The sequence below is a fragment of the Candidatus Accumulibacter contiguus genome (genome assembly GCF_036625285.1).
Taxonomy (GTDB): Bacteria; Pseudomonadota; Gammaproteobacteria; order Burkholderiales; family Rhodocyclaceae; genus Accumulibacter; species Accumulibacter contiguus.
Window position 1 is genome coordinate 1290058 of sequence record NZ_JAZKUC010000001.1, and the last position, 23231, is coordinate 1313288.

General features: G+C 60.7%; 22 protein-coding genes. 5 read left to right on the forward strand and 17 right to left on the reverse strand.

What is annotated here, in order from left to right:
* Positions 1-10: 10 nt before the first annotated feature.
* From V5B59_RS06265 to rpsB, 16 genes are all read right to left on the reverse strand, one after another.
* Positions 11-838 carry a TrmH family RNA methyltransferase gene (locus V5B59_RS06265; protein WP_169069636.1) on the reverse strand — a complete coding sequence of 276 codons (828 nt, stop codon included), beginning with the start codon at positions 836-838 and terminating at the stop codon, positions 11-13.
* Complete coding sequence (gene rnhB / locus V5B59_RS06270; protein ID WP_169069635.1) at positions 835-1428, reverse strand: ribonuclease HII; 594 nt, start codon at positions 1426-1428, stop codon at positions 835-837. The genes V5B59_RS06265 and rnhB overlap by 4 nt, the downstream gene beginning before the upstream one ends.
* Positions 1412-2593, reverse strand: a complete 1182-nt coding sequence (lpxB, locus tag V5B59_RS06275) for a lipid-A-disaccharide synthase (RefSeq protein WP_169069634.1) — start codon at positions 2591-2593, stop codon at positions 1412-1414. Before lpxB ends, rnhB begins: the two co-directional genes overlap by 17 nt.
* Entirely contained in the window at positions 2590-3360 is a 771-nt protein-coding gene (lpxA, locus tag V5B59_RS06280) for an acyl-ACP--UDP-N-acetylglucosamine O-acyltransferase (RefSeq protein ID WP_169069644.1), read from the reverse strand. The genes lpxB and lpxA overlap by 4 nt, the downstream gene beginning before the upstream one ends.
* A gap of 8 nt (positions 3361-3368) precedes the next feature.
* Complete coding sequence (fabZ, locus tag V5B59_RS06285; RefSeq protein WP_169069643.1) at positions 3369-3818, reverse strand: 3-hydroxyacyl-ACP dehydratase FabZ; 450 nt, start codon at positions 3816-3818, stop codon at positions 3369-3371.
* A 5-nt stretch (positions 3819-3823) separates the two neighbouring features.
* Positions 3824-4855, reverse strand: coding sequence for a UDP-3-O-(3-hydroxymyristoyl)glucosamine N-acyltransferase (gene lpxD, locus V5B59_RS06290; RefSeq protein WP_169069633.1), 1032 nt, complete (start codon positions 4853-4855; stop codon positions 3824-3826).
* 33 nt (positions 4856-4888) lie between these two features.
* Entirely contained in the window at positions 4889-5413 is a 525-nt protein-coding gene (locus tag V5B59_RS06295) for an OmpH family outer membrane protein (RefSeq protein WP_169069632.1), read from the reverse strand.
* Positions 5414-5422: 9 nt separating this feature from the next.
* Positions 5423-7705, reverse strand: coding sequence for an outer membrane protein assembly factor BamA (bamA, locus tag V5B59_RS06300; RefSeq protein WP_169069631.1), 2283 nt, complete (start codon positions 7703-7705; stop codon positions 5423-5425).
* Positions 7706-7709: 4 nt separating this feature from the next.
* Positions 7710-9080: an RIP metalloprotease RseP gene (rseP, locus tag V5B59_RS06305; RefSeq protein WP_034911429.1), complete on the reverse strand. Its 1371-nt coding sequence runs from the start codon at positions 9078-9080 to the stop codon at positions 7710-7712.
* The gene (ispC, locus tag V5B59_RS06310) at positions 9077-10282 is read right to left on the reverse strand and encodes a 1-deoxy-D-xylulose-5-phosphate reductoisomerase (RefSeq protein WP_034911426.1); all 1206 of its coding nucleotides are present in this window, start codon (positions 10280-10282) and stop codon (positions 9077-9079) included. The genes rseP and ispC overlap by 4 nt, the downstream gene beginning before the upstream one ends.
* Positions 10282-11118, reverse strand: coding sequence for a phosphatidate cytidylyltransferase (locus V5B59_RS06315; RefSeq protein WP_034911423.1), 837 nt, complete (start codon positions 11116-11118; stop codon positions 10282-10284). Before V5B59_RS06315 ends, ispC begins: the two co-directional genes overlap by 1 nt.
* The gene (gene uppS / locus V5B59_RS06320) at positions 11111-11899 is read right to left on the reverse strand and encodes a polyprenyl diphosphate synthase (RefSeq protein WP_169069630.1); all 789 of its coding nucleotides are present in this window, start codon (positions 11897-11899) and stop codon (positions 11111-11113) included. Before uppS ends, V5B59_RS06315 begins: the two co-directional genes overlap by 8 nt.
* Positions 11900-11921: 22 nt before the next feature.
* Positions 11922-12482, reverse strand: coding sequence for a ribosome recycling factor (gene frr / locus V5B59_RS06325; RefSeq protein WP_288130902.1), 561 nt, complete (start codon positions 12480-12482; stop codon positions 11922-11924).
* Positions 12483-12493: 11 nt separating this feature from the next.
* Entirely contained in the window at positions 12494-13216 is a 723-nt protein-coding gene (gene pyrH, locus V5B59_RS06330; protein WP_169069628.1) for a UMP kinase, read from the reverse strand.
* Positions 13217-13259: 43 nt separating this feature from the next.
* Positions 13260-14156 (reverse strand): translation elongation factor Ts, encoded by an 897-nt coding sequence (tsf, locus tag V5B59_RS06335; RefSeq protein ID WP_169069627.1) that lies wholly within the window; start codon positions 14154-14156, stop codon positions 13260-13262.
* Positions 14157-14276: 120 nt separating this feature from the next.
* Positions 14277-15014 (reverse strand): 30S ribosomal protein S2, encoded by a 738-nt coding sequence (gene rpsB / locus V5B59_RS06340; RefSeq protein WP_034911814.1) that lies wholly within the window; start codon positions 15012-15014, stop codon positions 14277-14279.
* A gap of 343 nt (positions 15015-15357) precedes the next feature.
* Between rpsB and map the strand changes: the two genes are divergently transcribed.
* The 5 genes from map (at position 15358) to V5B59_RS06365 (ending at position 21796) form a co-directional block, all read left to right on the forward strand.
* Positions 15358-16158 carry a type I methionyl aminopeptidase gene (gene map / locus V5B59_RS06345; protein ID WP_034911816.1) on the forward strand — a complete coding sequence of 267 codons (801 nt, stop codon included), beginning with the start codon at positions 15358-15360 and terminating at the stop codon, positions 16156-16158.
* A gap of 5 nt (positions 16159-16163) precedes the next feature.
* Positions 16164-18746 carry a [protein-PII] uridylyltransferase gene (locus V5B59_RS06350; protein WP_034911819.1) on the forward strand — a complete coding sequence of 861 codons (2583 nt, stop codon included), beginning with the start codon at positions 16164-16166 and terminating at the stop codon, positions 18744-18746.
* A gap of 748 nt (positions 18747-19494) precedes the next feature.
* Positions 19495-19746, forward strand: a complete 252-nt coding sequence (locus tag V5B59_RS06355; protein WP_169069626.1) for an HPr-rel-A system PqqD family peptide chaperone — start codon at positions 19495-19497, stop codon at positions 19744-19746.
* Positions 19743-20690: an HprK-related kinase A gene (locus V5B59_RS06360; RefSeq protein WP_169069625.1), complete on the forward strand. Its 948-nt coding sequence runs from the start codon at positions 19743-19745 to the stop codon at positions 20688-20690. Before V5B59_RS06355 ends, V5B59_RS06360 begins: the two co-directional genes overlap by 4 nt.
* Positions 20639-21796: a nucleotidyltransferase domain-containing protein gene (locus tag V5B59_RS06365; protein ID WP_169069624.1), complete on the forward strand. Its 1158-nt coding sequence runs from the start codon at positions 20639-20641 to the stop codon at positions 21794-21796. Before V5B59_RS06360 ends, V5B59_RS06365 begins: the two co-directional genes overlap by 52 nt.
* A gap of 9 nt (positions 21797-21805) precedes the next feature.
* Here V5B59_RS06365 and rimO read toward each other — a convergent pair whose 3' ends face one another.
* The gene (gene rimO, locus V5B59_RS06370; protein ID WP_034911837.1) at positions 21806-23131 is read right to left on the reverse strand and encodes a 30S ribosomal protein S12 methylthiotransferase RimO; all 1326 of its coding nucleotides are present in this window, start codon (positions 23129-23131) and stop codon (positions 21806-21808) included.
* Positions 23132-23231: the final 100 nt, after the last annotated feature.

Here is a 23231-nt window from a genome sequence, read left to right on the forward strand (position 1 = left end):
CGGTCGCATGTCATCCATGCGGCTGGGCGGAACGCCCAACTGGGGCTTCCGCCCGATGACACTCCCGGCTCCGCAGCGTTTCGAACAGGCAGATTGCAGCGGCGGCAGCAACATTCAGAGATTCGGTGGCGCCGGGCATCGGGATGCGCAATTGCAGGTGGGTCGCAGCCAGCACGGCAGGCCGGACGCCGAGACCCTCGCTGCCGAAGACCCAGGCCAGCGGTCCTTGCAGCCGGGCCGAATACAGACTGAGCGGCGCGGCGAGTGCGGTGGCGACGGATTGCCCGCGATAGGCAGCAAGGAACTCGCCGAGATCACTGTTTTCATGAAGGTCGAGCTGAAAATGTGCACCCATCGCGGCACGCAGCGTCTTCGGCGACCAGGCCTGCGCGCAGTCGATCGACAACAGGATCTGGCGAAAACCCGCGGCGGCTGCGCTGCGCAGGATCGAACCGACATTGCCGGGATCCTGAACGCCATCAAGCAGCACCGTATCGGCGTCGTAGTCGAGCTTGCGCATCGCCGCCGGCAGCGGCACGACAGCCATGATGCCGCTCGGTGTGTCGACCGTCGCGAGTTCGCCGAACAGCGCATCGGAAAGTAGTGTCCTGGTCTTCGCGGCCCCACGGCATTCCAGGTATCTGGCGATCTCCGGCCGACCGGCGCCGCTGTCGCTGACCAGGATTTCTTCCGGAATGCCGCAGTGGCGGCCGTAGGCTTCGATCAAATGCATGCCGTCGAGCAGCACGCGCCCGCTCTTGCGCCGCTCGCGGCCGCTCTCGCCGAGTTTTTTGAGCGCCTTGTAATGCGGATTGTCGCGCGCGGCGATGCGTCTCACGGTGGCCCGAGGCGCGCCACCGGCCCAAAGCTGCGACGATGTTCGGGGCTCGCGCCGTGTTCGCGCAGCGCCGCGAGATGCTGGGCGGTGGGATAACCCATGTGCCGATCAAAACCGTACTGCGGATATGCAACATGCAGTTCGCGCATGTCGGCATCGCGTACGGTCTTGGCCAGAATCGACGCCGCGGCAATGGCGGCGATCTTGCCGTCGCCGCCGACGACGGCTTCTACGGGGTACGGCAACTGCGGGCAACGATTGCCATCGACCATCACCCGTACCGGCACCAGGTGGTGCTTTGCGGTGAGTGCGCTGACGGCGCGCTGCATGGCCAGCAGACTGGCCTGCAGGATGTTGATGCGGTCGATTTCCTCGACGCTCGCGGCAGCAACCGCCCAGGCCAGCGCCCTGGCGCGGATCTCTGCGGCGAGCGTTTCGCGCTGCCGGGCGGAAAGCTTTTTCGAGTCCTTGAGGCCGGCGATCGGCCGCGCCGGGTCAAGGATCACTGCGGCGGCCAGCACTGGCCCGGCGAGCGGGCCCCGGCCGGCCTCGTCAAGCCCACAAACCAGGCCCTCAGCTTGCAGCAGCATGTTTGCTCGATGCCGGCGGCAGGCAGCCGATCACTGCCAGCGCTGCCTTTTCGGCAGCATTCTGGCGCAATTGCAGATGCAGTTCTCGAAAGCGTGCCTTGAGCCCATCGCACACAGTCTTGTCGGCGTAGAGGTTGAGCAGCGCCTGCGCGAGGTTCTCGGGAGTCGCATCGTCCTGGATGAACTCGGGAACGATGAAGCGACCGGCCAGCACATTCGGCAAGCCACAATAGGGCAGATAACCGCCAATGCGCTGCATCAGCCACCAGGACAGCGGTGCCATCTTGTAGGCGATGACCATCGGTCGCTTGAGCAGTGCGGCCTCGAGGGTGGCGGTGCCGCTGGCCACCAGGACAACGTCGGCGGCCATCATCGCCTGATGCGCATGCCCGAACAGCAGGCGAATCGGTAGCTCCTGTGCCTGGCAGCGATGCAGCGCAGTTTCGAAGAGCAGGCGTGTTTCGCGAGTTGCCAGCGGCACGAGAAAAATCGCATCCGGGATCTCGGCGTGGATCCGCAGTGCGGTTTGGATGAAGGTATCGGCCATGTATTGCAGCTCGGACTGCCGGCTGCCCGGCAAGAGCGCAAAAACGGCAGCCAATGAAGGAAGTCCAAGCAGCGTGCGCACGCTTTCGCGGGCATCTTCGAGCGGCAGCATGTCGGCCAGTGGATGGCCGACATAACTCACCGGAATTCCCTGCTTCTGGTAGATCTCCGGCTCGAAGGGAAACAGCGCCAAGACCCGTGCCACCGCCGCGCCAATCTTGTGGATGCGTCCGCCGCGCCACGCCCAGATCGACGGACTGACGTAGTGAATGGTCGCAATACCGCGCTGCTTGAGTGCTTTTTCGAGCCCGAGATTGAAATCCGGCGCGTCAACACCGATGAACACATCGGGTGGATCAGCCAGCAGGCGGCGTTTGAGGTCCGCGCGAATACCGGCAATTTCACGATAGTGCCTGAGCACCTCGACGTAGCCGCGCACCGCCAGCTTCTCTAGCGGATGCCAGGCGTCGAAGCCCAGTCCGAGCATTTTTGGACCCCCGACGCCATAGAACACGGCATTCGGCAGCCTGACCTGCAGTGCCTGGATGAGCTGGCTGGCGAGCAGATCGCCCGAGGCTTCACCAGCCACCATGGCAATCCGCAGCACGCCTGCGGTCATCTGATGATGCCGCGCTTCGATACCGCGAGGAAGTCGATCAGCGGCTGGATTTCGGGATGTGCGACGGCATCTTCGACGAGCTTGGCGCGCGCTTCTTCGAGCATCAGTCCGGATTTGTAGAGCGTGCGGTAGGCACGTTTCAGGGCCAGCATTGCCTCTGGCGAAAAACCCCGGCGCTTCAAGCCCTCGGCGTTGATGCCGAAAGGACTGGCGGTATTGCCGGCGGCCATCACGAAAGGCGGAACGTCCTGCACCGCCACCGTCCCGGCAGCGGTCATGGCATGCGCGCCGATGCGGCAGAACTGGTGGACGCCGGAAAAACCGCCGAGAATCACCCAGTCACCAATGTGCACATGGCCGGCCAGCTGCGCATTGTTGGCAAACACGGTACGGTTGCCGACCTGGCAATCATGCGCGATGTGCACATAGGCCATGATCCAGTTGTCGTCACCCATGCGGGTGACGCCGGCATCGAGGGCAGTGCCCAGGTTGAAGGTGCAGAATTCACGAATCGTGTTGCGGTCTCCGATCTCCAGGCGCGTCGGCTCACCGGCGTGCTTCTTGTCCTGCGGTGGTCCGCCGAGCGAGGAAAACTGGTAGATGTGGTTGTCGCAGCCGATGCGCGTTCGCCCGGAGATCACCACATGCGGGCCGACCACGGTATTGTCGCCGATTTCGACCTGCTCGCCGATGATCGAAAAGGCACCGATGGAAACGTTGGCTCCGAGTTGCGCACCGGCCTCGACGATGGCACTCGGATGGATCACTGCCGTACTCATTCCGTGCTCTTGACCAGGTTGCTTTTCGCGCACATCAGCTCGGCGTCTGCCACGACCTCACCGTCCACACGCGCCTCCGCCTTGAACTTCCAGATGTTGCGAAACTGACGCTGGATATCCACATGCAGATGCAACTGGTCACCGGCTGCCACGGTCTTCTTGAAGCGCGCCTTGTCGATGCCGACGAAGTAGAACAGCGAAGTCATGTCGGGTTTTTCGCCGAGGGTCTTGAATGACAGAATGCCGGCCGCCTGCGCCAGCGCTTCCATGATCAGAACGCCGGGCATCACTGGATAATGCGGGAAGTGGCCCGCAAAAAACGGTTCGTTGATGCTCACGTTCTTGTAGGCGTGGATGGATTTTCCGGGCTCGCACTCGAGCACCCGGTCGACCAGCAGAAAGGGGTAGCGGTGCGGCAGTTGCTCGATGATCTCGTATATGTCCATTGCGTTCAAGACGTTTTCCCCATCAGTTCGAGTTTCTTCTCGAGTTCGGCAACGCGCTCGGCGAGCTTCGCCAGGCGCTTGATCTGTGCCGCATTGTGCAACCACTCTTGGTGTGGCGCGAGTGGAAAGATGCCGGTATAGGCGCCTGGCCGGCTGAGGCTCTTGGCGACCAGGGTACCGGCGGAAACATGGACATCGTCGGCAATTTCGAGGTGGCCGCTGATCATTCCCGCCCCCCCGACGGTGCAGCGACGGCCGATCCTGGCACTGCCGGCTATACCGACACAGCCGGCCATCGCAGTATGGTCGCCAATGCTGACGTTGTGCGCAACCTGAATCTGGTTGTCGAGTTTGACGCCGTCGCCGATCACGGTATCGTCGAGAGCCGCGCGATCAATCGAGGTATTGGCGCCGATCTCGACGTCGTCACCGATCACCACACGACCGATTTGCGGGATTTTGATCCAGCGCTCGCCGTCCCTGGCAAAACCAAAGCCGTCAGCGCCGATGACCGCGCCGGCGTGGATGATGGCGCGTCTGCCGATCACGCAGTGGTCGTACACGACCACATTCGCGTAGAGCACGGAATCGTCGCCAACGCGCACACCGTCACCAAGCACACAGCCGGGATACAGCGTGACGTTCTCGCCGATGCGCACATCTTCGCCAACCACGGCATTTTCGCCGACACTGACCGATGCCGGCAGTGGCGAATGGACCACCGCGCCGGGATGCACACCGGGCCGGCCTTGCGCAGCCGGATTGAGCAGCGCCACGACACGCGCGTAGTAGGCGTAGGGGTTCGGGTGAACAATGCGCGGCAGCAGCGTGTCGTCGGCAAACTGCGGCGGGACGATCACTGCCGCCGCCTGCGTCCTTTGCAGTTGCTCGCGGTATTTCGCGCTGGCGATGAACGCGATCTGGCCCGCCCCTGCAGAAAGCAGCGAACCAACTTGCGAAACGAGCAGCGATCCGTCACCTTGCAACACCCCGCCCAGACGGGCGACGATTTCGTCTAGTTGCAGACCTCCGGACACAGGCACTCCATTGAATTGGGCAATTGGCGCCGATTACTTCGCCGCCTGGGGATCGGACAAGGCCTTGATGACCTTGTCGGTGATGTCGAGTTTCGGACTCACCCAGACCACATCCTGTACGATCAGGTCGTACTTCTCGTTATCGGCAAGCTGCTTGATCGCCTTGTTGGCCTTTTCAATGATCGCTGCATTTTCTTCATTCTGGCGCAGGTTCAGATCCTCGCGAAACTCGCGCTGCTTGCGCTGAAACTCTCTCGACAATTCACCGAGATCCTTCTCCTTGCTGCGGCGCTCGGATTCCGCCATTGTCAAGCCGCCTTTTTCGAGCGACTCCTGCAGGCCCTGGACCTGCTTGGCCAGACGCTGCAAGTCCTGGTCACGCTTGGAGAATTCCTGCTCGATCTTCTTGGCCGCTTTTACGGCTGCGGGTGCGTCACGAAAAAGACGCTGGGTATTGACGTAACCGATCTTCAACTGGTCTACCGCCGACGCGTAAGTCACCGGCAGCGAGGCCATCAACGCAACCAGCAGCCTGGCAATCGTCTTCTTCAAACTCATTCTCCTAGATTAAAAGGTCGTCCCCATCTGGAACTGGAACTTCTGTAGTTTAGCAGTACTTACCTCGTTGATCGGTTGCCCATAGCTGAATTTCAACGGTCCCAGCGGCGAAATCCAGGCCGCAGTCAGGCCGGCCGACATCGCAAGTTTTTCCTTCCCGACGGTGTAATTGCTGGTGAACACATTACCGGCGTCAAAGAATGGACCGAAGCGGACCGACTTGTCGAATCCCGGCAGCGGCATCAGCAACTCGGCATTGAACACCGCCTTGCTGGTACCGCCGAGATAGGTATCGGGATAGAGCGGATCCACCGGACCGAGGCTGGCGGTCTGATAGCCGCGCACCGACCCGATACCGCCGGCGTAGAAGTTCTTGTAGAACGGCAAGGTCTGACCGCCCAAACCGTTCGCGTACCCAAGCTCACCCATCAGCATCAGAACCAGGTCCTTGCTCAGCGAAAAGTAGCGCTCGTTCTTGTAGGTCAGTCGATAGAACGACAGGTCCACACCGGGGACGGCCACTTCGACGGCAGCACGCTGGATGCCACCAGTGGTCGGATAAATCGAGCTGTTTCGGGTATCGCTGGTCCACGAGACGGTCGCCGGCAGCGTGACATTCGAGTCGCCATGTTCGGCCCGGAACTTGATGTACTGGGGTGGCGTGGCTGCCGTGACGGGAGTGATGTCGATCGTCGTCTGATCGATCGCCAGTCCGAAGCTGAGCGTTTCCTTTTCGCCGATCGGGTAGCCGAAGCGGATACCGCCGCCAATGGACTCGGACTGGAAGGCATAGCCCAGCGAGGTCGGGTTGACTCGCCGGTCGTAGAGGTCGAAGCCCTGACTGATGCCATCAACCGTGAAATAGGGATTGGTATAGTTGATCGCGAGCGTGCGGTTCAGTTTGCCAGTGTTCAGCTGCAAGGACAGGAACTTGCCACTGCCGAAGATGTTGGACTGCGAGATCGAGCCGGATAGGATGACCTTTTCCGCACTCGAATAGCCAGCGCCGATCGAGATGTTGCCGGTCGATTTTTCGGTCACATTGACGTTCACATCCACCAGATCAATGGTTCCCGGAACCGGCGGAGTTTCCACGTTGACCTCGCCAAAATAACCGGTCTTGTCGATCCGCTCACGTGACGCGGCCACCCGATCAGCGTCGTACCAGGCCCCTTCCATCTGACGCATTTCCTGGCGAATCACCTCGTCACGCGTTTTGCTGTTGCCGGTAATGTTGATCCTGCGCACGTAGGTTCGCTTTCCCGGATCGACGAAGATCGTAAACGCCACCTGACGCTTTTCCTTGTCGAGTTCCGGCGCGGCATTGACATTGGCAAATGCGTAACCTTGTGCGCCCAGTTTGTCGGCAATGGCTTTGGTGCTCTCGTTCACTTTCTCTCGGGAAAAAATATCCCCCGGCTTGATCTTGACCACATTCCTGAACTCTTCGTCGGAGAGCGTCAGATCGCCCGCCAGCTTGACCGATGAGACGAGGTAGCGATCGCCCTCGTTGATACTGATCGTGATGTAGATTTCCTTCTTGTCGGGAGTGATCGAGACCTGTGTCGACTCGATACTGAACTCCAGATAGCCACGATCAAGGTAATACGAACGCAAGCTCTCGAGGTCGGCAGACAGTTTCTGCTTGGAATACTGGTCACTCTTGGTATACCAACTGATCCAGGTGGGCGTCTTCTGCTGCAATACCGAAAGCAGATCCTTTTCCCGGAAAGCCTGCGCGCCGACGATGTTGATCTGCTTGATTTTGGCGGTCTCGCCTTCATCGATATTGAAATTGATCGCCACACGGTTGCGATCCAGCGGCGTGATCGTGGTGGTGATCGTCGCCGCGTAGCGGCCACGCGACAGGTACTGGCGTTTCAATTCCTGTTCGGCCTTTTCAAGGGTGGCGCGGTCGAAGGTACGCGATACCGCGACACCCACTTCTTTGAGTCCCTTGATCAGCTGATCCTTCTCGAATTCCTTCAGGCCGATAAAATCGATCTGCGCGATGGCCGGCCGCTCCTCGAGCACGACGATCAGCACCTGGCCATCGATTTCAATCCGGACATCCTTGAAAAAGCCGGTGGCAAACAAGGTCTTGATGGCTTGTGCCGCCTTTTCGTCCGTCATCGTGTCGCCGACCTTGACCGGCAGGTAGCTGAAAACGGTACCGGCCTCAACCCTTTGAATGCCTTCGAGACGGATGTCCCTGACCGTGAACGGTTCCACCGCCGCTGCGCCAGAGACAACAAGGGTAGCCAACAGAGCTGCCAGCAGGTTTTTCTTCATGAGCTCAGCCGGAGAACAGTAATCGATTGATGTCGTTGTAGAAGGCGAACGCCATAAGCATGAGCAGGAAGGTCAGCCCGATTTGCTGACCAATTTCCATGGTGCGCTCGGAGACTGGCCCACGCTTGATGATTTCGACGAGATAATACAGCAAATGCCCGCCATCCAGAATCGGGATCGGCAGCAGATTGAGGACGCCAAGGCTGATGCTGACTAGGGCGAGAAATTTGAGATAGTAGTCGATTCCCAGTCTCGCCGACTGGCCGGCGTAATCGGCAATGGTCACCGGCCCGCTGATATTTCGCCACGACACCTCGCCGGTAATCATCCTGCCGATCATCAGCAGGGTGAACGCCGATTTGTCCCAGGTCTCGACGACGGCCTTGTGAAACGCCGACCAGGGCCCGTAACTGACGGTGATCATCAAGGCCGCGCGTGCCTGGCCATGGTCACTGACCGCCGCACCAATCCGGCCGATTTCGCTTCCTCCCTCGTTTATCGCCGCCGGCGTCACCGTCTTTTCGATGCGCGCACCCTCTCTCAGCACCTCGACCCGCAACGCTTTTGCCGGGGACTGGCGAACCACGCGCACGACGTCCGCCCAACTATCGACGAGTTGCTCGTCAATGCTCAGGATTTCGTCTCCCGGACGTAGTCCGGCAGCGTCGGCAGCACTGTTCGCGTTGATCTTGCCGAGCACCGGCGGCAAGCGCGGGCGGTAAAGACCGAAGCCCAGCCGGTCGAGCGCGTCTCCCTCCCAGCCCGAGCGCCGCACGGACGAGACATCCAGGCGGCGGATGGTGATCTCGTTGGCCGCATTGATTACCTCGAGCTCGACCTGATCCTGCTCGGCGGCCCGCTGCAGCAGGACCCACCGCATCTCCTGCCAGGTCTGCACCCTTTCGCCACCGACCTGAAGGACCCTTTCGCCGTTTTCCAGCCCGGCCGCAGCGGCAGGACTCGCACTCACCGGGGTGCCGAGAATCGGCTTGAACTCTTCCGTTCCGTGCCAGAAAAGCCCCCAGTAGATGAGAACTGCCAGCACGAAGTTGGCCGCGGGTCCTGCGGCGACGATCAGCATCCGCCGCTGCACCGGCTGCCGGTTGAAGCTCCGGTGCAATTCCTCGGCAGCCACCTCACCTTCGCGCTCGTCAAGCATTTTGACATAGCCGCCGAGCGGGAAGGCAGCAATCGCCCACTCGGTTGCATCCGGACCCCAGCGCCGCGACCAGAGCGGCCGGCCAAAACCGACCGAGAAGCGCAGAACCTTGACCCCGGCCCAGCGCGCGGCGAGATAGTGTCCAAACTCGTGAAAGATGACCAGAATTCCCAGCACCAGGGCAAAAGCGGCCAGATAGTAGAAAAATCCGCTCATCCGCAGATCCTCGCCACGATCCAATGCTCAGCGGCAGCGCGCGCTACCCGGTCGGCAGTCAACACCTCCGCCAGCGAGCCAGGCGCCGCGCCTGCCGGCAACTGATCCATGACTGCTGCAATCACGCGGGGAATGGCCGTAAAGGGTATCCGCCGTTCAAGAAAGGCCTGTACTGCCACTTCGTTGGCAGCATTCAGCGTCGTCGACGCGCTGCCGCCCTGGCTGAGCGCACGATAAGCCAGGGCCAGACACGGAAAGCGCTCCAGATCGGGCCTCTCGAAGTGCAGCGAGGTGACCTGGAAGAGATCAAGTGGCTCGACGCCGGCCGCGATACGCCGCGGATAGGCCAGAGCATGCGCGATCGGGGTACGCATGTCGGGATTGCCCAGTTCGGCAATCACCGAGCCATCGGCGTATTGAACCAGGGAATGAATCACGCTCTGGGGATGAATGACCACCTGAATCCGCTCGGCGGGGACGTTGAACAACCAGTGGGCTTCGATGACCTCCAGGCCCTTGTTCATCATTGTCGCGCAATCGACCGAGATCTTTCGTCCCATGACCCAGTTCGGATGCGCGCAGGCTTGGTCAGGGCTGACGGCATCGAGGTCGGCAGCCGCCATTCCGAGAAACGGCCCCCCCGATGCGGTGAGAAACAGCCCAAGCACGCCACTGGCATCGAGATCACCGGCATAGTTGGCCGGCAGAGACTGGAAGATGGCGTTGTGTTCGCTGTCGATCGGCAACAGGGTCGCACCGTTTTCTCGTACGGCCCGCATGAATACCGAGCCGGCCATGACCAGGGCTTCCTTGTTGGCCAAAAGAATTCTCTTGCCGGCGACGGCTGCGGCCAGAGTGGGCGGCAGACCTGCTGCACCAACGATGGCGGCCATCACCGTATCGACTTCGGGAAGCTGTGCCATCCGGATCAGCGCTTCGGGCCCATGCGCAACTTCGGTTGGGCAGCCTGCGGCAGCCAGCCGCGCACCAAGGTCGGCAGCCAGAGAAGCATCGCCAAGAACGGCATGGCGGGGCTGAAACTCGATGCACTGTTCGAACAGGCGGTCCGCCTGGCGGTGCGCACAAAGCGCGACGACACGATAGTGTGCTCGGTGGCGGCGCAGTACATCGAGTGTGCTGAGCCCGATGGAACCTGTCGATCCAAGGATCGTAAGCTGCTGCGCAGCCGTCCCGGAAGCCATCAAAGCCGCGTCGCCAGCCAGACCAGTGCGACCAGCGGCAGAGTCGAGGTGAGACTGTCGATCCGGTCAAGCACCCCCCCGTGGCCGGGCAGGATCCTGCTGCTATCCTTGAGCCCTGCCTGGCGCTTGAGTAGCGACTCGAACAGGTCACCGAGAATGCTGATCGCCGTCAACAACACCAGAAGCACCAACAACAGCGGCAGGTTTCCGGCCAGGGTGGCTGGCAGCCTCGATGACAACAGCAATCCATAGACGAGCACCGTGACGCCACCGCCAATCGCACCTTCCCAGGTCTTGCCAGGGCTGATGCTGGGTGCCAGCTTGTGTTTGCCCAGGCTTCGGCCGGCAAAATAGGCGCCAATGTCGGCCAGCCAGACAACGGCCATGATCGCCAACAGGGCCTGCGGACCCGCTTGCCGCAATTGTATCAGCGCCAGCCATACCGGCAGGAGCAGCACGATGCCGGTCGCCAGAGCGAGGACCGGGTTGGCGAGAGGCCAGCGCCGTTGCAGCCAGATCGGTACCAGCAATAGCCAGAAAACCGCAGCCGGCAAGTAGAAACAGGCCCCCAGACGCCAGGCAGTCGCGTCGAAGCCGGCACCCAGGCCGACTGCCGCTGGTTCGAGAACCGCCACGATTGCACACAGGAAGGCCAACAGGACTCCCAGCGAAATCTGCCCCGCTGCACCGAGGCGCATCAGTGCCCCCCACTCCCAGGCTGCGACGCCGGCTACTGCGGTGACGAACAATAGCCACCCCAGCGGCGACAGGTAGAATAGCGCGCCCAGGAAAGCGGCAAACAGAACAAGCGCGGTGATCACCCGCGTCCTAAGCATCGATACGCGAGCCGGTCGGTGATGCAGCAGAAACGCCGGTCAACTGTTCGCTGGTACGCCCGAAACGACGTTCGCGCTGCTGATACGAGACCAGGGCCGCGTCAAAGGCAATCGAGTCGAACTCGGGCCAGAGCACCTCGGTGAAGTACAACTCGGAATACGCGAGCTGCCAGAGCAGGAAGTTGCTGATCCGCTGCTCTCCACCGGTACGGATGAACAGATCCGGTTCCGGCGCGTAGCTCATCGCCAGATGCGGCGCCAGGTCGGCTTCCTGCCATTCAGTGGATTTCCCCGGGTCGCTGCTCAACATGCGGTTGATCGCCTGCAGGATGTCCCAGCGCCCACCATAATTTGCGGCAATCGTCAGGTTCAGGCGGCTGTTGCCCGCCGTGCGTTGCTCCGAGGCCCTGATCAGCGCCTGCAGGTCCGGATCAAAACGCGCGAGGTCGCCGATCACCCGCAGACGTACGCCGTTGCGATCGAGCTTTTTGACCTCCTCCTTCAGAACGCGTACAAAGAGTTGCATCAGCAGCGAAACTTCCTCTGGCGGGCGGCGCCAGTTCTCGGAACTGAACGCAAACAGCGTCAGATACTCGATGCCACGTTCAAGACAGGTTCTGACCGTGACACGCACCGTTTCAACACCGCGATGATGGCCGGCGAAGCGCGGTAACAGACGCTTTTTGGCCCAACGTCCATTGCCGTCCATGATGATCGCGACATGGCGAGGTACCGCCGATGTGGTCGGAACGTCATGGGTTGAACTGGCAAAGCGGGCCATGTATTTCACTCGTCGGCAATTGCTAGATGGCCATCAACTCGGTTTCCTTGTGGCTGAGTTGCTTGTCGATTTCCGCCACATAGCGATCCGTGAGCTTCTGGATTTCATCCTGGGCACGATGCTCCTCATCCTCCGAGCATTCCTTGTTCTTGAGCATTTCCTTCAGCGTCGCGATGGCGTCGCGCCGCAAATTACGCACCGCAACCTTGGCGCCTTCCCCCTCACCCTTCACCACCTTGATCAGATCACGGCGCCTCTCCTCGGTCAATGCCGGCATCGGCACACGGATCAGATCCCCCTGGGCGGCTGGATTCAGGCCCAGGTCACTGTCACGAATGGCTTTCTCGACTTTTGCCGCCATGCCCTTTTCCCAGGCCTGGACACCGAGCGTACGGGCGTCGAGCAAGGTCACATTGGCAACCGTGTTGATTGGCACCAGCGACCCGTAGTACTCGACCTGCACATGGTCGAGCAGGCCGGTGTGGGCCCGCCCCGTCCGTACTTTCGCCAGATCGGTCTTGAGTGTCTCAAGTGACCTCTGCATCTTGTGTTCAGCGGTTTTTTTTACTTCTGCTATGGACATCTCAATCTCCCTCAGCAATAGACCAGGGTACCCTCTTTCTCGCCCATCGTAACCCGCTTCAGCGCACCCTGCTTGAATATCGAGAAGACGTTGATCGGCAGCTTCTGGTCGCGGCACAGCGCAAAAGCAGTGGCATCCATGACCGCGAGATTTTGTGCGATCGCGTCGTCGAAGCTGATCCGATCATAACGGGTCGCCTGTGGATCCTTGTTGGGGTCGGCGGAGTAGATGCCGTCGACCTTGGTCGCCTTGAGCACGATTTCGGCGCCGATCTCTGCCCCGCGCAAGGCCGCGGCCGTGTCGGTAGTAAAGAACGGATTGCCGGTACCCCCGGAAAAGATCACCGTCCGCCCCTGCTCCAGGTAACGAATCGCCTTGGCACGAATGTACGGCTCCACCACCTGCTCGATGTTCAGCGCCGACTGCACCCGCGAAACCATGCCGGCAGCCCGCATGGCATCGTGCAGCGCGAGGCCGTTCATCACCGTCGCCAGCATGCCCATGTAGTCTGCCTGAGCGCGGTCCATTCCCCTGGCAGCAGGCGCCACCCCACGAAAGATATTGCCACCGCCGATCACCACGCCGACCTGCACACCCAGATCGACAACTCCCTTGATTTCCGCAACGATTGCCGAGATCGTCTGCCGGTTGATGCCGTAAGCATCACCACCCATCAATGCCTCGCCCGAGAGCTTGAGCAGGATACGTTTGTAGCATGGCGAGGTTGCGGACATCGGCGTCTGACTCCTGCAGGTCTGGTCGATTGACGGGCTATGCTTACTTCTGCGCGGCCGCGGCAGCCTGTGCGGCCACCTCGGCAGCGAAGTCGTTGGTTCGCTTGGCAATGCCCTCACCCACCACGAACAGCGTGAATCCGGCAACCGAAGCGCCCTTGGCCTGGAGCAACTGAGCGATGGTTTGCTTGCCATCTTCGGCCTTGACAAACACCTGACCGAGCAGCGTCACTTCACTCAGGAACTTCTGAATCGAGCCTTCGGCGATCTTTTCGATCAAGGCTTCCGGCTTGCCGGCTTCGCGGGCTTTCTCGATGGCAATCCGGCGTTCGCTCTCGATCAGATCCACGGCAACACCTGATGAATCCAGCGCTTTCGGTTTGGCAGCGGCAATATGCATGGCCAGATCCTTGCCCAGTTGATCGTCACCCCCCTGGTAATCGACGAGGACGCCGATCTTGGCGCCGCCATGGACATAGGAAGCGAGCTTGCCCCTGGCTTCAATGCGCACGAAGCGGCGGATCGACATGTTCTCGCCGATCTTGCCCACCAGCGCAGTACGCGTCGATTCGACACTGCCCTCGCCCATCGGCAGCGTGGACAAGGCAGCCACATCCGCCGGGTCATGCTCGGCAACCAGCGCCGCGCAATCTCTGGCCAATTTCAGAAAGTCGTCGTTCTTGCCGACGAAGTCGGTTTCGCAGTTGATCTCGATCATCGCGCCAAGCTTGTCGTCGCTCGATCTGTGGATTGCCACGACCCCCTCGGCGGTAATCCGGCTGGCCGCCTTGCTGGCCTTGGAACCGAGTTTCACGCGCAGGATCTCTTCGGCCTTGCCGAGGTCGCCGGCGGCCTCCGTCAGCGCCCGCTTGCACTCCATCATCGGCGCGTCCGTTCTTTCGCGCAGCTCTTTCACCATACTTGCGGTAATTTCCGCCATTTCAGTCTCCACTTGCTGACACGGCCAGAATTGCCGGCCGTGGCTCAATCGATACGTTCAGGAAAAACAAACCGGCCGCGGGCAGGTCCAGCCGCACGGCCAGCGCGGTACAACCGACGATCAGTCGTCTTCTTCGATAAACTCGTCGCCCGATACAGCATCGAGGATTTCCTCGACGAACTGGCTGCGTCCCTCGAGAACCGCATCAGCAACGCCGCGAGCATAGAGACGGATGGCGCGCGAAGAATCGTCGTTACCCGGAATGACATAATCGATGCCCTCCGGAGAATGGTTGGTATCCACCACGGCAACGATCGGAATCCCCAGCTTGTTCGCTTCGGTGATGGCAATCTTGTGGTAACCGACGTCAATCACAAAGAGGGCATCAGGCAGCGAACCCATGTCCTTGATGCCACCGATCGACTTGTGCATCTTGTCGAGTTCGCGCGTGAGCATCAGCGCCTCTTTCTTGCCGAGGCGGTCGAGGGAGCCATCTTCACACATGGCTTCCATCTCCTTGAGGCGCTTGAGCGACTGCTTGATGGTCTTGAAGTTGGTCAGCATGCCACCCAGCCAACGCTGATCGACAAACGGAGAGGCGCAGCGCGACGCTTCCTCGGCCATGATTTCGCGCGCCTGCCGCTTGGTTCCGACAAACAGGATGGTACCCTTGTTGGCAGACAGCCGGCGAACGAAGGTCATCGCTTCATTATACTTGGCCAGCGTCTTTTCCAGGTTGACGATGTGAATCTTGCTGCGGGCGCCAAAGATATAGGGCGCCATCTTGGGATTCCAGAACCGCGTCTGATGGCCGAAATGAACACCGGCCTCAAGCATCTGTCGCATTGTTGTAGACATACGTTCCTCAATATCAGGGTTAGACCACCATCCGCCCACCTACAGCCCGCCATTTCGGCAGGCACCCTTGAACAGGCGAATGTGCGTAGTTGGACGGACCTCCTCGGTACGCCCGACGCACCACGAAGGCGCGTTCTGCTGTTTCGCTGACACGGGTCAGCAAAAGTCGGCGATAGTATCATCAAGAGCCATCGAATTTCAATTCGGGGAACAGGATTCAGGAACCATCGTGCAAGCGCAATCCTCCTTCCCGGGTGATAACCGATTGAGCACTCGTCAAATTGCCTAAGCTCCCTGCTTCCTTTATCCTTCGTTCCTCCTCAACTGGCACTGGCCTCCACGCATGAGCATTACTCAGAAGACCTCTCAAGAAATCGAAAAGATGCGCGTCGCTGGTCGCCTGACAGCAGAGGTGCTCGACTACATCACTCCGCATGTGAAATCGGGAGTCAGCACGGGCGAACTGGATCGACTCTGCCATGATTACATCGTGAATGTTCAAGGCTGCATTCCAGCGCCGCTCAACTATGCTCCACCCGGCTACAAGCCTTATCCGAAGTCGATTTGCACCTCGATCAATCACCAGGTCTGCCATGGTGTCCCCGGTGATCGGCAGTTGAAGAATGGCGACATCGTCAACATCGATGTGACCGTGATCAGCGACGGCTACCATGGCGACAGCAGCCGCATGTTTCAGGTCGGTGAGACCTCCGTGCAGGCACGACGGCTGTGCGAGGTCACCTTCGAGTGCCTCTGGCTGGGCATTGTGCAGGTCCGGGCCGGCGCGCACCTCGGTGACATCGGTCACGCGATTCAGCAATATGCCGAGAAATCCGGCTATTCAGTGGTCCGCGAGTTCTGCGGCCATGGTATCGGTGCCAGGTTTCACGAAGAACCCCAGGTGCTTCACTATGGACGGCCGCACACCGGCATCCGGCTCGAAGCCGGCATGGTGTTCACCATTGAACCAATGATCAACGCCGGCAAGGCGGCGATTCGAAGCATGGCCGACGGCTGGACGATCGTCACCAAGGATCACAGCTTGTCCGCGCAATGGGAGCACACCATTCTGGTTACCGACACCGGCTACGAAGTCCTCACCGTGTCGGAGGCTACTCCTTCGCAGCCAGACTGGATCAGGTAGTTGCCATGAACACCGACACCTTCGATCGTTCGGCGCTCGTCGCTGGCTGCAGGTCGCGTTTGCAGGCTGGCCAGTCGATGCTCCGCGAGCGCCATCCCGGCGAAGGTGACGCGGCACGCCTGTTGCGCGAGCGTTGCCAGTTGGTCGACGAGGTCCTCTGCGACCTGTGGCAAGCACTGGCGTTGCCGGTTTCCCTGGCTTTGGTCGCGGTCGGTGGTTACGGGCGCGGCGAACTCTATCCGGCCTCCGACGTGGACATCCTGCTCCTTCTGCCACAAACGCCCGACCAGGTATTGACCGCTCGACTCGAGCGCGCGGTCGCGCTGTTTTACGACATCGGTCTGGATATCGCCCCCAGTGTGCGTACCGTCGAAGAGTGTACGCACACTGCCGCCGCCGACCTGACGATTCAGACCGCATTGCTCGAAGCACGCCTGCTGGCCGGGAATAGCGAACTGTTCCAGGAAGCCTGTATCGAACTCAAGGGAAACCTGGATCCGCGAGCCTTCTTCGAAGCCAAACGGATGGAACAGGAAGAGCGTCACCGCCGCTTCCAGGATTCACCCTACAGCCTGGAACCCAACTGCAAGGAAGCTCCCGGTGGGCTGCGCGATCTGCAGACGATCCTGTGGATTGCCCGCGCGGCCGGCTACGGTGACTCCTGGGAAGATCTCGCGCAGCACGGCTTCATCACCCCGGAAGAACAACTCCAGCTGCAGCGCTGTGTTGCTTTTCTGCAGCGCCTGCGTACGCGCCTGCACCTGCATGTCGGCCGGCGCGAAGATCGCCTGCTGTTCGACTACCAGACGGCGCTCGCCGAACAGATGGGATTCGCGCCCACCAGCACCCGCCGGGCCAGTGAACGGCTGATGCAGGGCTACTACCGGACGGCAAAGGAAGTCACACAGATCAACACGATCCTGCTGCTGAACATCGGTGCTGCGATATCGCCGCCGCCTGAGCAGTTGCCACTGCCGATCAATGAACGCTTCCAGAACCGGCACGATCTGCTGGATGTGGTCGGAGAAGAAGTCTTCAACGAGTGTCCCGGGGCCATGCTCGAAGCTTTCCTGTTGATGCAGAAGCACTCCGATCTGCAGGGAATGACGGCGCGCACCTTGCGCGCCTTGTGGCATGCCCGGACCCGGATCGACGTGGATTTTCGCCGTGACCCCGGCAATCGCGCCGCTTTCCTGGAAATCCTCAAACAGCCGCGCGGCGTGCTGCATGAACTGCGACGGATGAACCAGTTCGGAATTCTCGGGCGCTATCTACCCAACTTCGGCAAGATCGTCGGCCAGATGCAGCACGACCTGTTCCATGTCTATACCGTCGATCAGCACACCCTGCAGGTCCTGCGCAACCTGCGCCGCTTTCTCGCCGACGAATTCGCGCATGAATATCCACTGTGCAGCGAGTTGATCAGCGATTTTCCCCGTTGCTGGGTGCTCTACGTGGCGGCGCTGTTCCACGACATCGGCAAGGGACGCGGCGGCGATCACTCGGAACTCGGTGCCGTGGATGCCGCCGAGTTCTGCGCCGAGCACGGCATCGCTGCCGAGGACAGTCAATTGATCGTCTGGCTGGTTCGACAGCATCTGCTGATGTCCATGGTCGCGCAGAAGCAGGACTTCACCGACCCGGACGTCCTCGGCTCCTTTGCCAGGATGGTCAAGGACGAGCGCCACCTGATCGCACTCTACCTGTTCACCGTCGCCGACATTCGCGGCACCAGTCCGAAGGTCTGGAATACCTGGAAAGGACAGCTACTCGAACAGCTTTTCCGAAGCACCTGTCGCACCCTGCTGGCCGGCGGCCAGGTACCGGTCCGGCAGGGCCTGATCGAGGAACGCCAGCAGGAAGCCCTGCGCCTGCTGCGCTACTTCGCGCTTCCCGACGCGGTGCACCAACGCCTGTGGAAGCAACTCGACACGGTGTATTTCCTGCGCCATTCCGCGGAAGAAATCGCCTGGCACACGCGCGCCCTGCACTATCGGACCCGCGTCGAGCAGCCGGTGGTCAAAGCACGGGTGAACCCGCAGGGCGAAGGGCTCGAGGTGTTGATCTATACGAAGGATCAGCGCGATCTGTTCGCGCGCCTCGTCGGTTTTTTCAGTCGTGCCGGCTACACCATCGTCGACGCCAAGATCCACACCACCCGTCACGGCTACGCGCTGGACAGCTTCATGCTGCTCGACCTCAGTGATCGCGGCAGTGAGCGCGCGATGATCAGCTACATCGAACACGAGTTGACGGCGCGTCTCAACCGCCAGAGTCCGCCCGAGGCACCCGGCAGCGGGCGCCTCTCACGACAGGTCAGACACTTCCCTATTCAGCCGCTGGTCACCATCGAGCCGGACGAAAAAGGCTCGCACTATGTGCTTTCAGTGAGCGCGGCTGATCGCCCGGGCCTCCTGTACACCATCGCCATGACTTTGGCCGCGCATTGTGCTAATCTGCATACGGCAAAGATCTCGACGCTCGGCGAACGTGTCGAAGACACTTTCCTGATCAGCGGCGGAGACCTCCGCGACACGGCCAGCCGCATCAGGCTGGAAACCGAGTTGCTGGAGCGCCTGAAACTCTGACGGATCAACAGGAGGGGATGAGCAAGGCGAAAGACTCGGTAGTGCCAGCGAAACGGCAACCATCGGGAAGCACGGCAGAGCGGGAACTGTCGGTTTTTTTTACACCCAAACCTTGACGACGCCTCCGAGATCTCGGAGAAAAACTGCAATTCAATGATTTAAACCCCGTTTTTCTTATCATCTGAATCCTGGTACATAATTTGCTAATACATTAGCTAGGCGTGATTCAGCGACGGACGTTCAGTGGCACGACGGCGGTTCTTCTGCTTCTGTGATACGTAACGTGATGCAGTCCGCAAACGTTCCGCGCAACGAAAGCTAGAATATGTTGCTCAGGCAGAAATCGATCTCAAGGAAAACACATGTCAACGACTCCATCAGAACGAACCCAGCAGCGCCGACGCCTGCTGAAAGCTGCCGCAGCAGCACCGGCCATCTTTACGCTGAATGCCGAAGCTAGAGACCTTGCCTTCAGCACTACCCAGTGCGTTGTTCGTGGGCAGGCTCTACACACTCCACCTGCCCCGCCTCCCGTAACCGACTTTCCGGACGCCTGGGTACGCGAAAGGATAACTGTAGGTGGCGTGGAGAAGTTCCAGATCGCTGACGTTGGGCATGGGCCTGTTTATGGTGGAACGTGCTGGAATTCCTTCTATCAGGGTCAGGGTCGGCAGGCGGATGGCAACAACGTTCTGATTCCCTGATTCCCTGATCCATGACCTGTCCTGACCAGGCTGGAGCAGCCTGATTGGCTGAGATTTCGTACCGCAGACTGGGCGACGGCGGTGCCGTTTTTGATTCGAAAAGTTGGCAGACCCATATCCTGACCCCGTCGGCAGCGATCATTTTCGAAGCCCTCGCTGAAATCTGCGAGGACGGGCCGGTACCGCAAGCGCAGGCCTTCGAGTTGCTGCGTGATGAGCTGGATGTGGATATCGACACCCCCGAAATGAAAGAAGTGTTGCGTTCTCTTGAGGAGATGGGCATCCTTGGCGGATGATCGCCGCCAACCCGAGAATTCGAGACCTGCCGCCAAGCCTGCTGGCACAGCGTTTTTCAGAAGCATCCGTGACGCTCGATTATGGTGCTGCCTTGGTCCGTGTCCGGACCGTCCTCAAGCCTTTCGTGCGAGATTTTCAACGAGTTTACGGGGCGTTTTTCCTGGCTGAAAAAGCCGATTTTGCGGATTTTCACATCGAAGTGTGTTCCGGAAAGGGCCTGCGGGCCATCCTCGGACCACAATCCCGTTTCCTGATCGACGGCATTCAGCCCTTCGATCCCTTTCCCAGAGAGCAGGCGCTTCCCCACTTCGAATGGGGGGTCAACTGGTGTTTTGGACAACGCTTCAACCAGCATGTCCTGCTGCACGCCGGTGTCCTGGCTCTTGGTGAGCGGGGCGTGATCATGGCTGCACCACCGGGCTCCGGCAAGAGTACGCTGACGGCGGCCATGATGCTGCGTGGCTTTCGGCTGCTGTCCGACGAGTTTGGCGTGCTCTGCCCACGCACCGGCCAACTGTGGCCAATGCTCAAGCCGGTGGCGCTGAAGAATCGCTCGATCGACGTCATCCGCGCTTATACCGACGAAGCGATCCTTGGCCCCGTCTACGGAGGAACCCGCAAGGGAGACGTGGTCCACCTGGCTCCCGATGAGGCCAGCGTCGATGCCAGGAGACTTCCTGCCCGCCCGCGTCTGGTGCTTTTCCCCCGTTTTCGGGAAGGCGCTGCGCTGACGACTCGTCGTCTGCCCAGCGAGGAAGCTTTTGCCCGCCTGGCTTTCAACAGCTTCAACTACGGTCTGCTCGGGCGGATCTCGTTCCATGCCGTGGCTGATGTCATCGACGCTTGTTCGGCCTACGAACTCGAATACAGCCGGCTGGATGAGGCGATCGAATGCCTGCGTGCAATGCTTTCGGAATCGACCGTAGCAATGGCAGCGGCATGATCAGCCTGGAACGTGTCGATCCCTGCGTGCATGGCCTGCTGGCCTTGCTGATCGACCCCCGGCAGGCAGGCAGTGTCGGTCTCGCCGACTGGGACAAGATCATTCGTCTCGCCCGGCAGTCCAGACTGCTGGGGGTGCTCTCGTACCGAATTCAGTCGCACCCTGAATTACTGCCACAGTTGCCGGAATGCGTGCTGGGTCATCTGCGCTCAGCAGCAGCCTATTCGGCGCATCGCATCCAGATCCTGCGCATCGAGCTGGCAGCGCTGGCCAAGGCGCTACCGGCCGAGATCCCGGTGGTCGTGCTCAAGGGAGCAGCCTACATCGTGCAGAATCTTGAAATCACCTGCGGCCGTCTGCCGAGCGATGTCGACCTGATGGTTGCCTACAGCGATCTCAAGCGAGCCGAGGCCGCGCTGCTCGACGCCGGCTGGTCAGGTGAGGTGATCGATGCCTACGACCAGCGCTACTACCGCGAATGGAGCCACGAACTGCCCCCGATGCGCCGTCCCGGACATTCGGTGGAACTCGATCTGCACCACACGATCACGCCGGTTACGGCCCGTCTCAAGCCGGACACGGCACTGCTTTTCGCCGACCTGCAGGTGGTCGAGGGGGAACGATTCCTGGTCCTGCATCCGCAGGATCAGATCCTGCACGCAGCAGTTCATCTTTTCCAGGACTCCGAACTGTTCGCCAATCTGCGCGATCTGGTCGATATCGACGGCCTGATCCGCACCCATCTGCACTCGGAAAGCGACTGGCAGGCGCTCGCTGTACGCGCTGCACGCCACCATCTTGAGCGACCCCTGTGGTATGCCCTGCGCTACTGCCGCGCGTGGCTCGCCACCGCGGTGCCTGATGCTCTGCCATTGGCCGCTCCACCAGCAGCGGCCATCCGGTGGATGGACTGGCTCTTTCCCCGTTGCACGCTGCCGAGAATTCCGGACCGGCAGCCACCCTTCTCGCGGCGGATTGCCGCGCAACTTGGCTTGCTCCGCTACCAGTGGCTGCGTATGCCGCCCGCCCTGCTGCTCCGCCACCTGGCCCACAAAGGCCTGCACTCCCTGCGGCCACGTCCTGCGGTGCCGAACAAGGCCGAATAGGCGTTCCGCTCAGGCAGGCTCGGCAGCGAGTTCGGCATACAGATCATGCTCGTCGGCATCGACCACCCGTACCCGCAGAAAATCACCCGGTTCGGCGTCGAAATGATCATTGACGAACACCAGTCCATCGATTTCCGGCGCATCGGCTGCCGAACGAGCGATCGTTCCCTCATCGTCCACTTCATCGACCAGGACGTCGATTTCACGCCCGATCTTCGCCGCCAGCAACTCTGCAGAGATATCTTCCTGTAACTCCATCAGACGGCGCCGGCGCTCCTCGCGAAGTTCCTCCGGCAGCGCACCTGGCAAGGCATTGGCTGCCGCGCCGGCAACCGGCGAATAGGCGAAACAGCCGACGCGATCGAGGCGCGCTGCCGCGATGAAGGCCAGCAATTCCTCGAATTCGGCTTCACTCTCCCCAGGGAAACCGGTGATGAAGGTGCTGCGCACCGTGATCTCGGGGCAGACGGCCCGCCACGCCTGGATCCGTTCGAGATTGTTCTCGGCACTCGCCGGACGCTTCATGGCCTTCAGAATGCGCGGGCTGGCGTGCTGGAAAGGCACATCGAGATACGGCAGCAGCTTGCCCGCGGCCATCAGCGGCAGCAGCGCATCGACGCTCGGATACGGATATACGTAGTGCAGGCGCACCCAGATGCCCAGTTCTGCCAGCGCTTCGCAGAGTTCCTGCAGCCGGGTCCGCAGCGGACGACCACCGAAAAAGCCGGTTCGGTACTTCACATCGACACCGTAGGCGCTGGTGTCCTGCGAAATGACGAGCAGTTCGCGCACGCCGGCGTCGGCCAGCGTCCTGGCTTCCTGCAGCACCTCACCGATCGGTCTGCTGACCAGAGGTCCGCGCATCGAGGGGATGATGCAGAAGGTGCAACTGTGATTGCAGCCCTCGGAAATCTTCAGGTAGGCAAAATGCTGCGGCGTCAGCTTGATGCCCTGCGGCGGTAGCAGGCTGGAGAACGGGTCGTGCGGCTGCGGCAAATGCGCATGCACCTGCTGCAGCACTTCGTCGGCGGCATGCGGGCCGGTCACCGCCAGCACCTGCGGGTGCGCCTGGCGGATCACTTCTTCCCGTGCTCCCAGGCAACCAGTGACGATCACCTTGCCGTTCGCGGTCAGGGCCTCGCCGATGGCATCGAGCGACTCCTCGACCGCGGCATCGATGAAACCGCAGGTATTGACGACGACCAGATCGGCGCCTTCATAGGAAGGTGAAATCAGATAGCCCTCGGCGCGCAATCTGGTGAGAATCTGTTCCGAGTCGACGAGCGCCTTCGGGCAACCCAGTGAAACGAAACCGATGTTTTTTGGTTTGGACATGAAGAACTGCTCGAATGAAAAGGCGTCGAGTATACCGCCAGCTTCGCTTCCACGATGCAGAACAAGCGGCCGCGAGCAACACGAGTGATTGACGCCAGCG

What these genes read in the sequence shown, in the direction of transcription:
- map (WP_034911816.1), top strand. Translation starts at nt 15,358, where the DNA reads ATGAGCATTACTCAGAAGACCTCTCAAGAAATCGAAAAGATGCGCGTC.
- V5B59_RS06365 (WP_169069624.1), top strand. Translation starts at nt 20,639, where the DNA reads ATGCCTGCGTGCAATGCTTTCGGAATCGACCGTAGCAATGGCAGCGGC.
- uppS (WP_169069630.1), bottom strand. Translation starts at nt 11,899, where the DNA reads ATGGCCCGCTTTGCCAGTTCAACCCATGACGTTCCGACCACATCGGCG.
- rimO (WP_034911837.1), bottom strand. Translation starts at nt 23,131, where the DNA reads ATGTCCAAACCAAAAAACATCGGTTTCGTTTCACTGGGTTGCCCGAAG.
- fabZ (WP_169069643.1), bottom strand. Translation starts at nt 3,818, where the DNA reads ATGGACATATACGAGATCATCGAGCAACTGCCGCACCGCTACCCCTTT.
- V5B59_RS06315 (WP_034911423.1), bottom strand. Translation starts at nt 11,118, where the DNA reads ATGCTTAGGACGCGGGTGATCACCGCGCTTGTTCTGTTTGCCGCTTTC.
- frr (WP_288130902.1), bottom strand. Translation starts at nt 12,482, where the DNA reads ATGTCCATAGCAGAAGTAAAAAAAACCGCTGAACACAAGATGCAGAGG.
- rseP (WP_034911429.1), bottom strand. Translation starts at nt 9,080, where the DNA reads ATGAGCGGATTTTTCTACTATCTGGCCGCTTTTGCCCTGGTGCTGGGA.
- V5B59_RS06360 (WP_169069625.1), top strand. Translation starts at nt 19,743, where the DNA reads ATGATCGCCGCCAACCCGAGAATTCGAGACCTGCCGCCAAGCCTGCTG.
- bamA (WP_169069631.1), bottom strand. Translation starts at nt 7,705, where the DNA reads ATGAAGAAAAACCTGCTGGCAGCTCTGTTGGCTACCCTTGTTGTCTCT.
- lpxB (WP_169069634.1), bottom strand. Translation starts at nt 2,593, where the DNA reads ATGACCGCAGGCGTGCTGCGGATTGCCATGGTGGCTGGTGAAGCCTCG.
- V5B59_RS06350 (WP_034911819.1), top strand. Translation starts at nt 16,164, where the DNA reads ATGAACACCGACACCTTCGATCGTTCGGCGCTCGTCGCTGGCTGCAGG.
- tsf (WP_169069627.1), bottom strand. Translation starts at nt 14,156, where the DNA reads ATGGCGGAAATTACCGCAAGTATGGTGAAAGAGCTGCGCGAAAGAACG.
- V5B59_RS06295 (WP_169069632.1), bottom strand. Translation starts at nt 5,413, where the DNA reads ATGAGTTTGAAGAAGACGATTGCCAGGCTGCTGGTTGCGTTGATGGCC.
- rnhB (WP_169069635.1), bottom strand. Translation starts at nt 1,428, where the DNA reads ATGCTGCTGCAAGCTGAGGGCCTGGTTTGTGGGCTTGACGAGGCCGGC.
- pyrH (WP_169069628.1), bottom strand. Translation starts at nt 13,216, where the DNA reads ATGTCCGCAACCTCGCCATGCTACAAACGTATCCTGCTCAAGCTCTCG.
- rpsB (WP_034911814.1), bottom strand. Translation starts at nt 15,014, where the DNA reads ATGTCTACAACAATGCGACAGATGCTTGAGGCCGGTGTTCATTTCGGC.
- ispC (WP_034911426.1), bottom strand. Translation starts at nt 10,282, where the DNA reads ATGGCTTCCGGGACGGCTGCGCAGCAGCTTACGATCCTTGGATCGACA.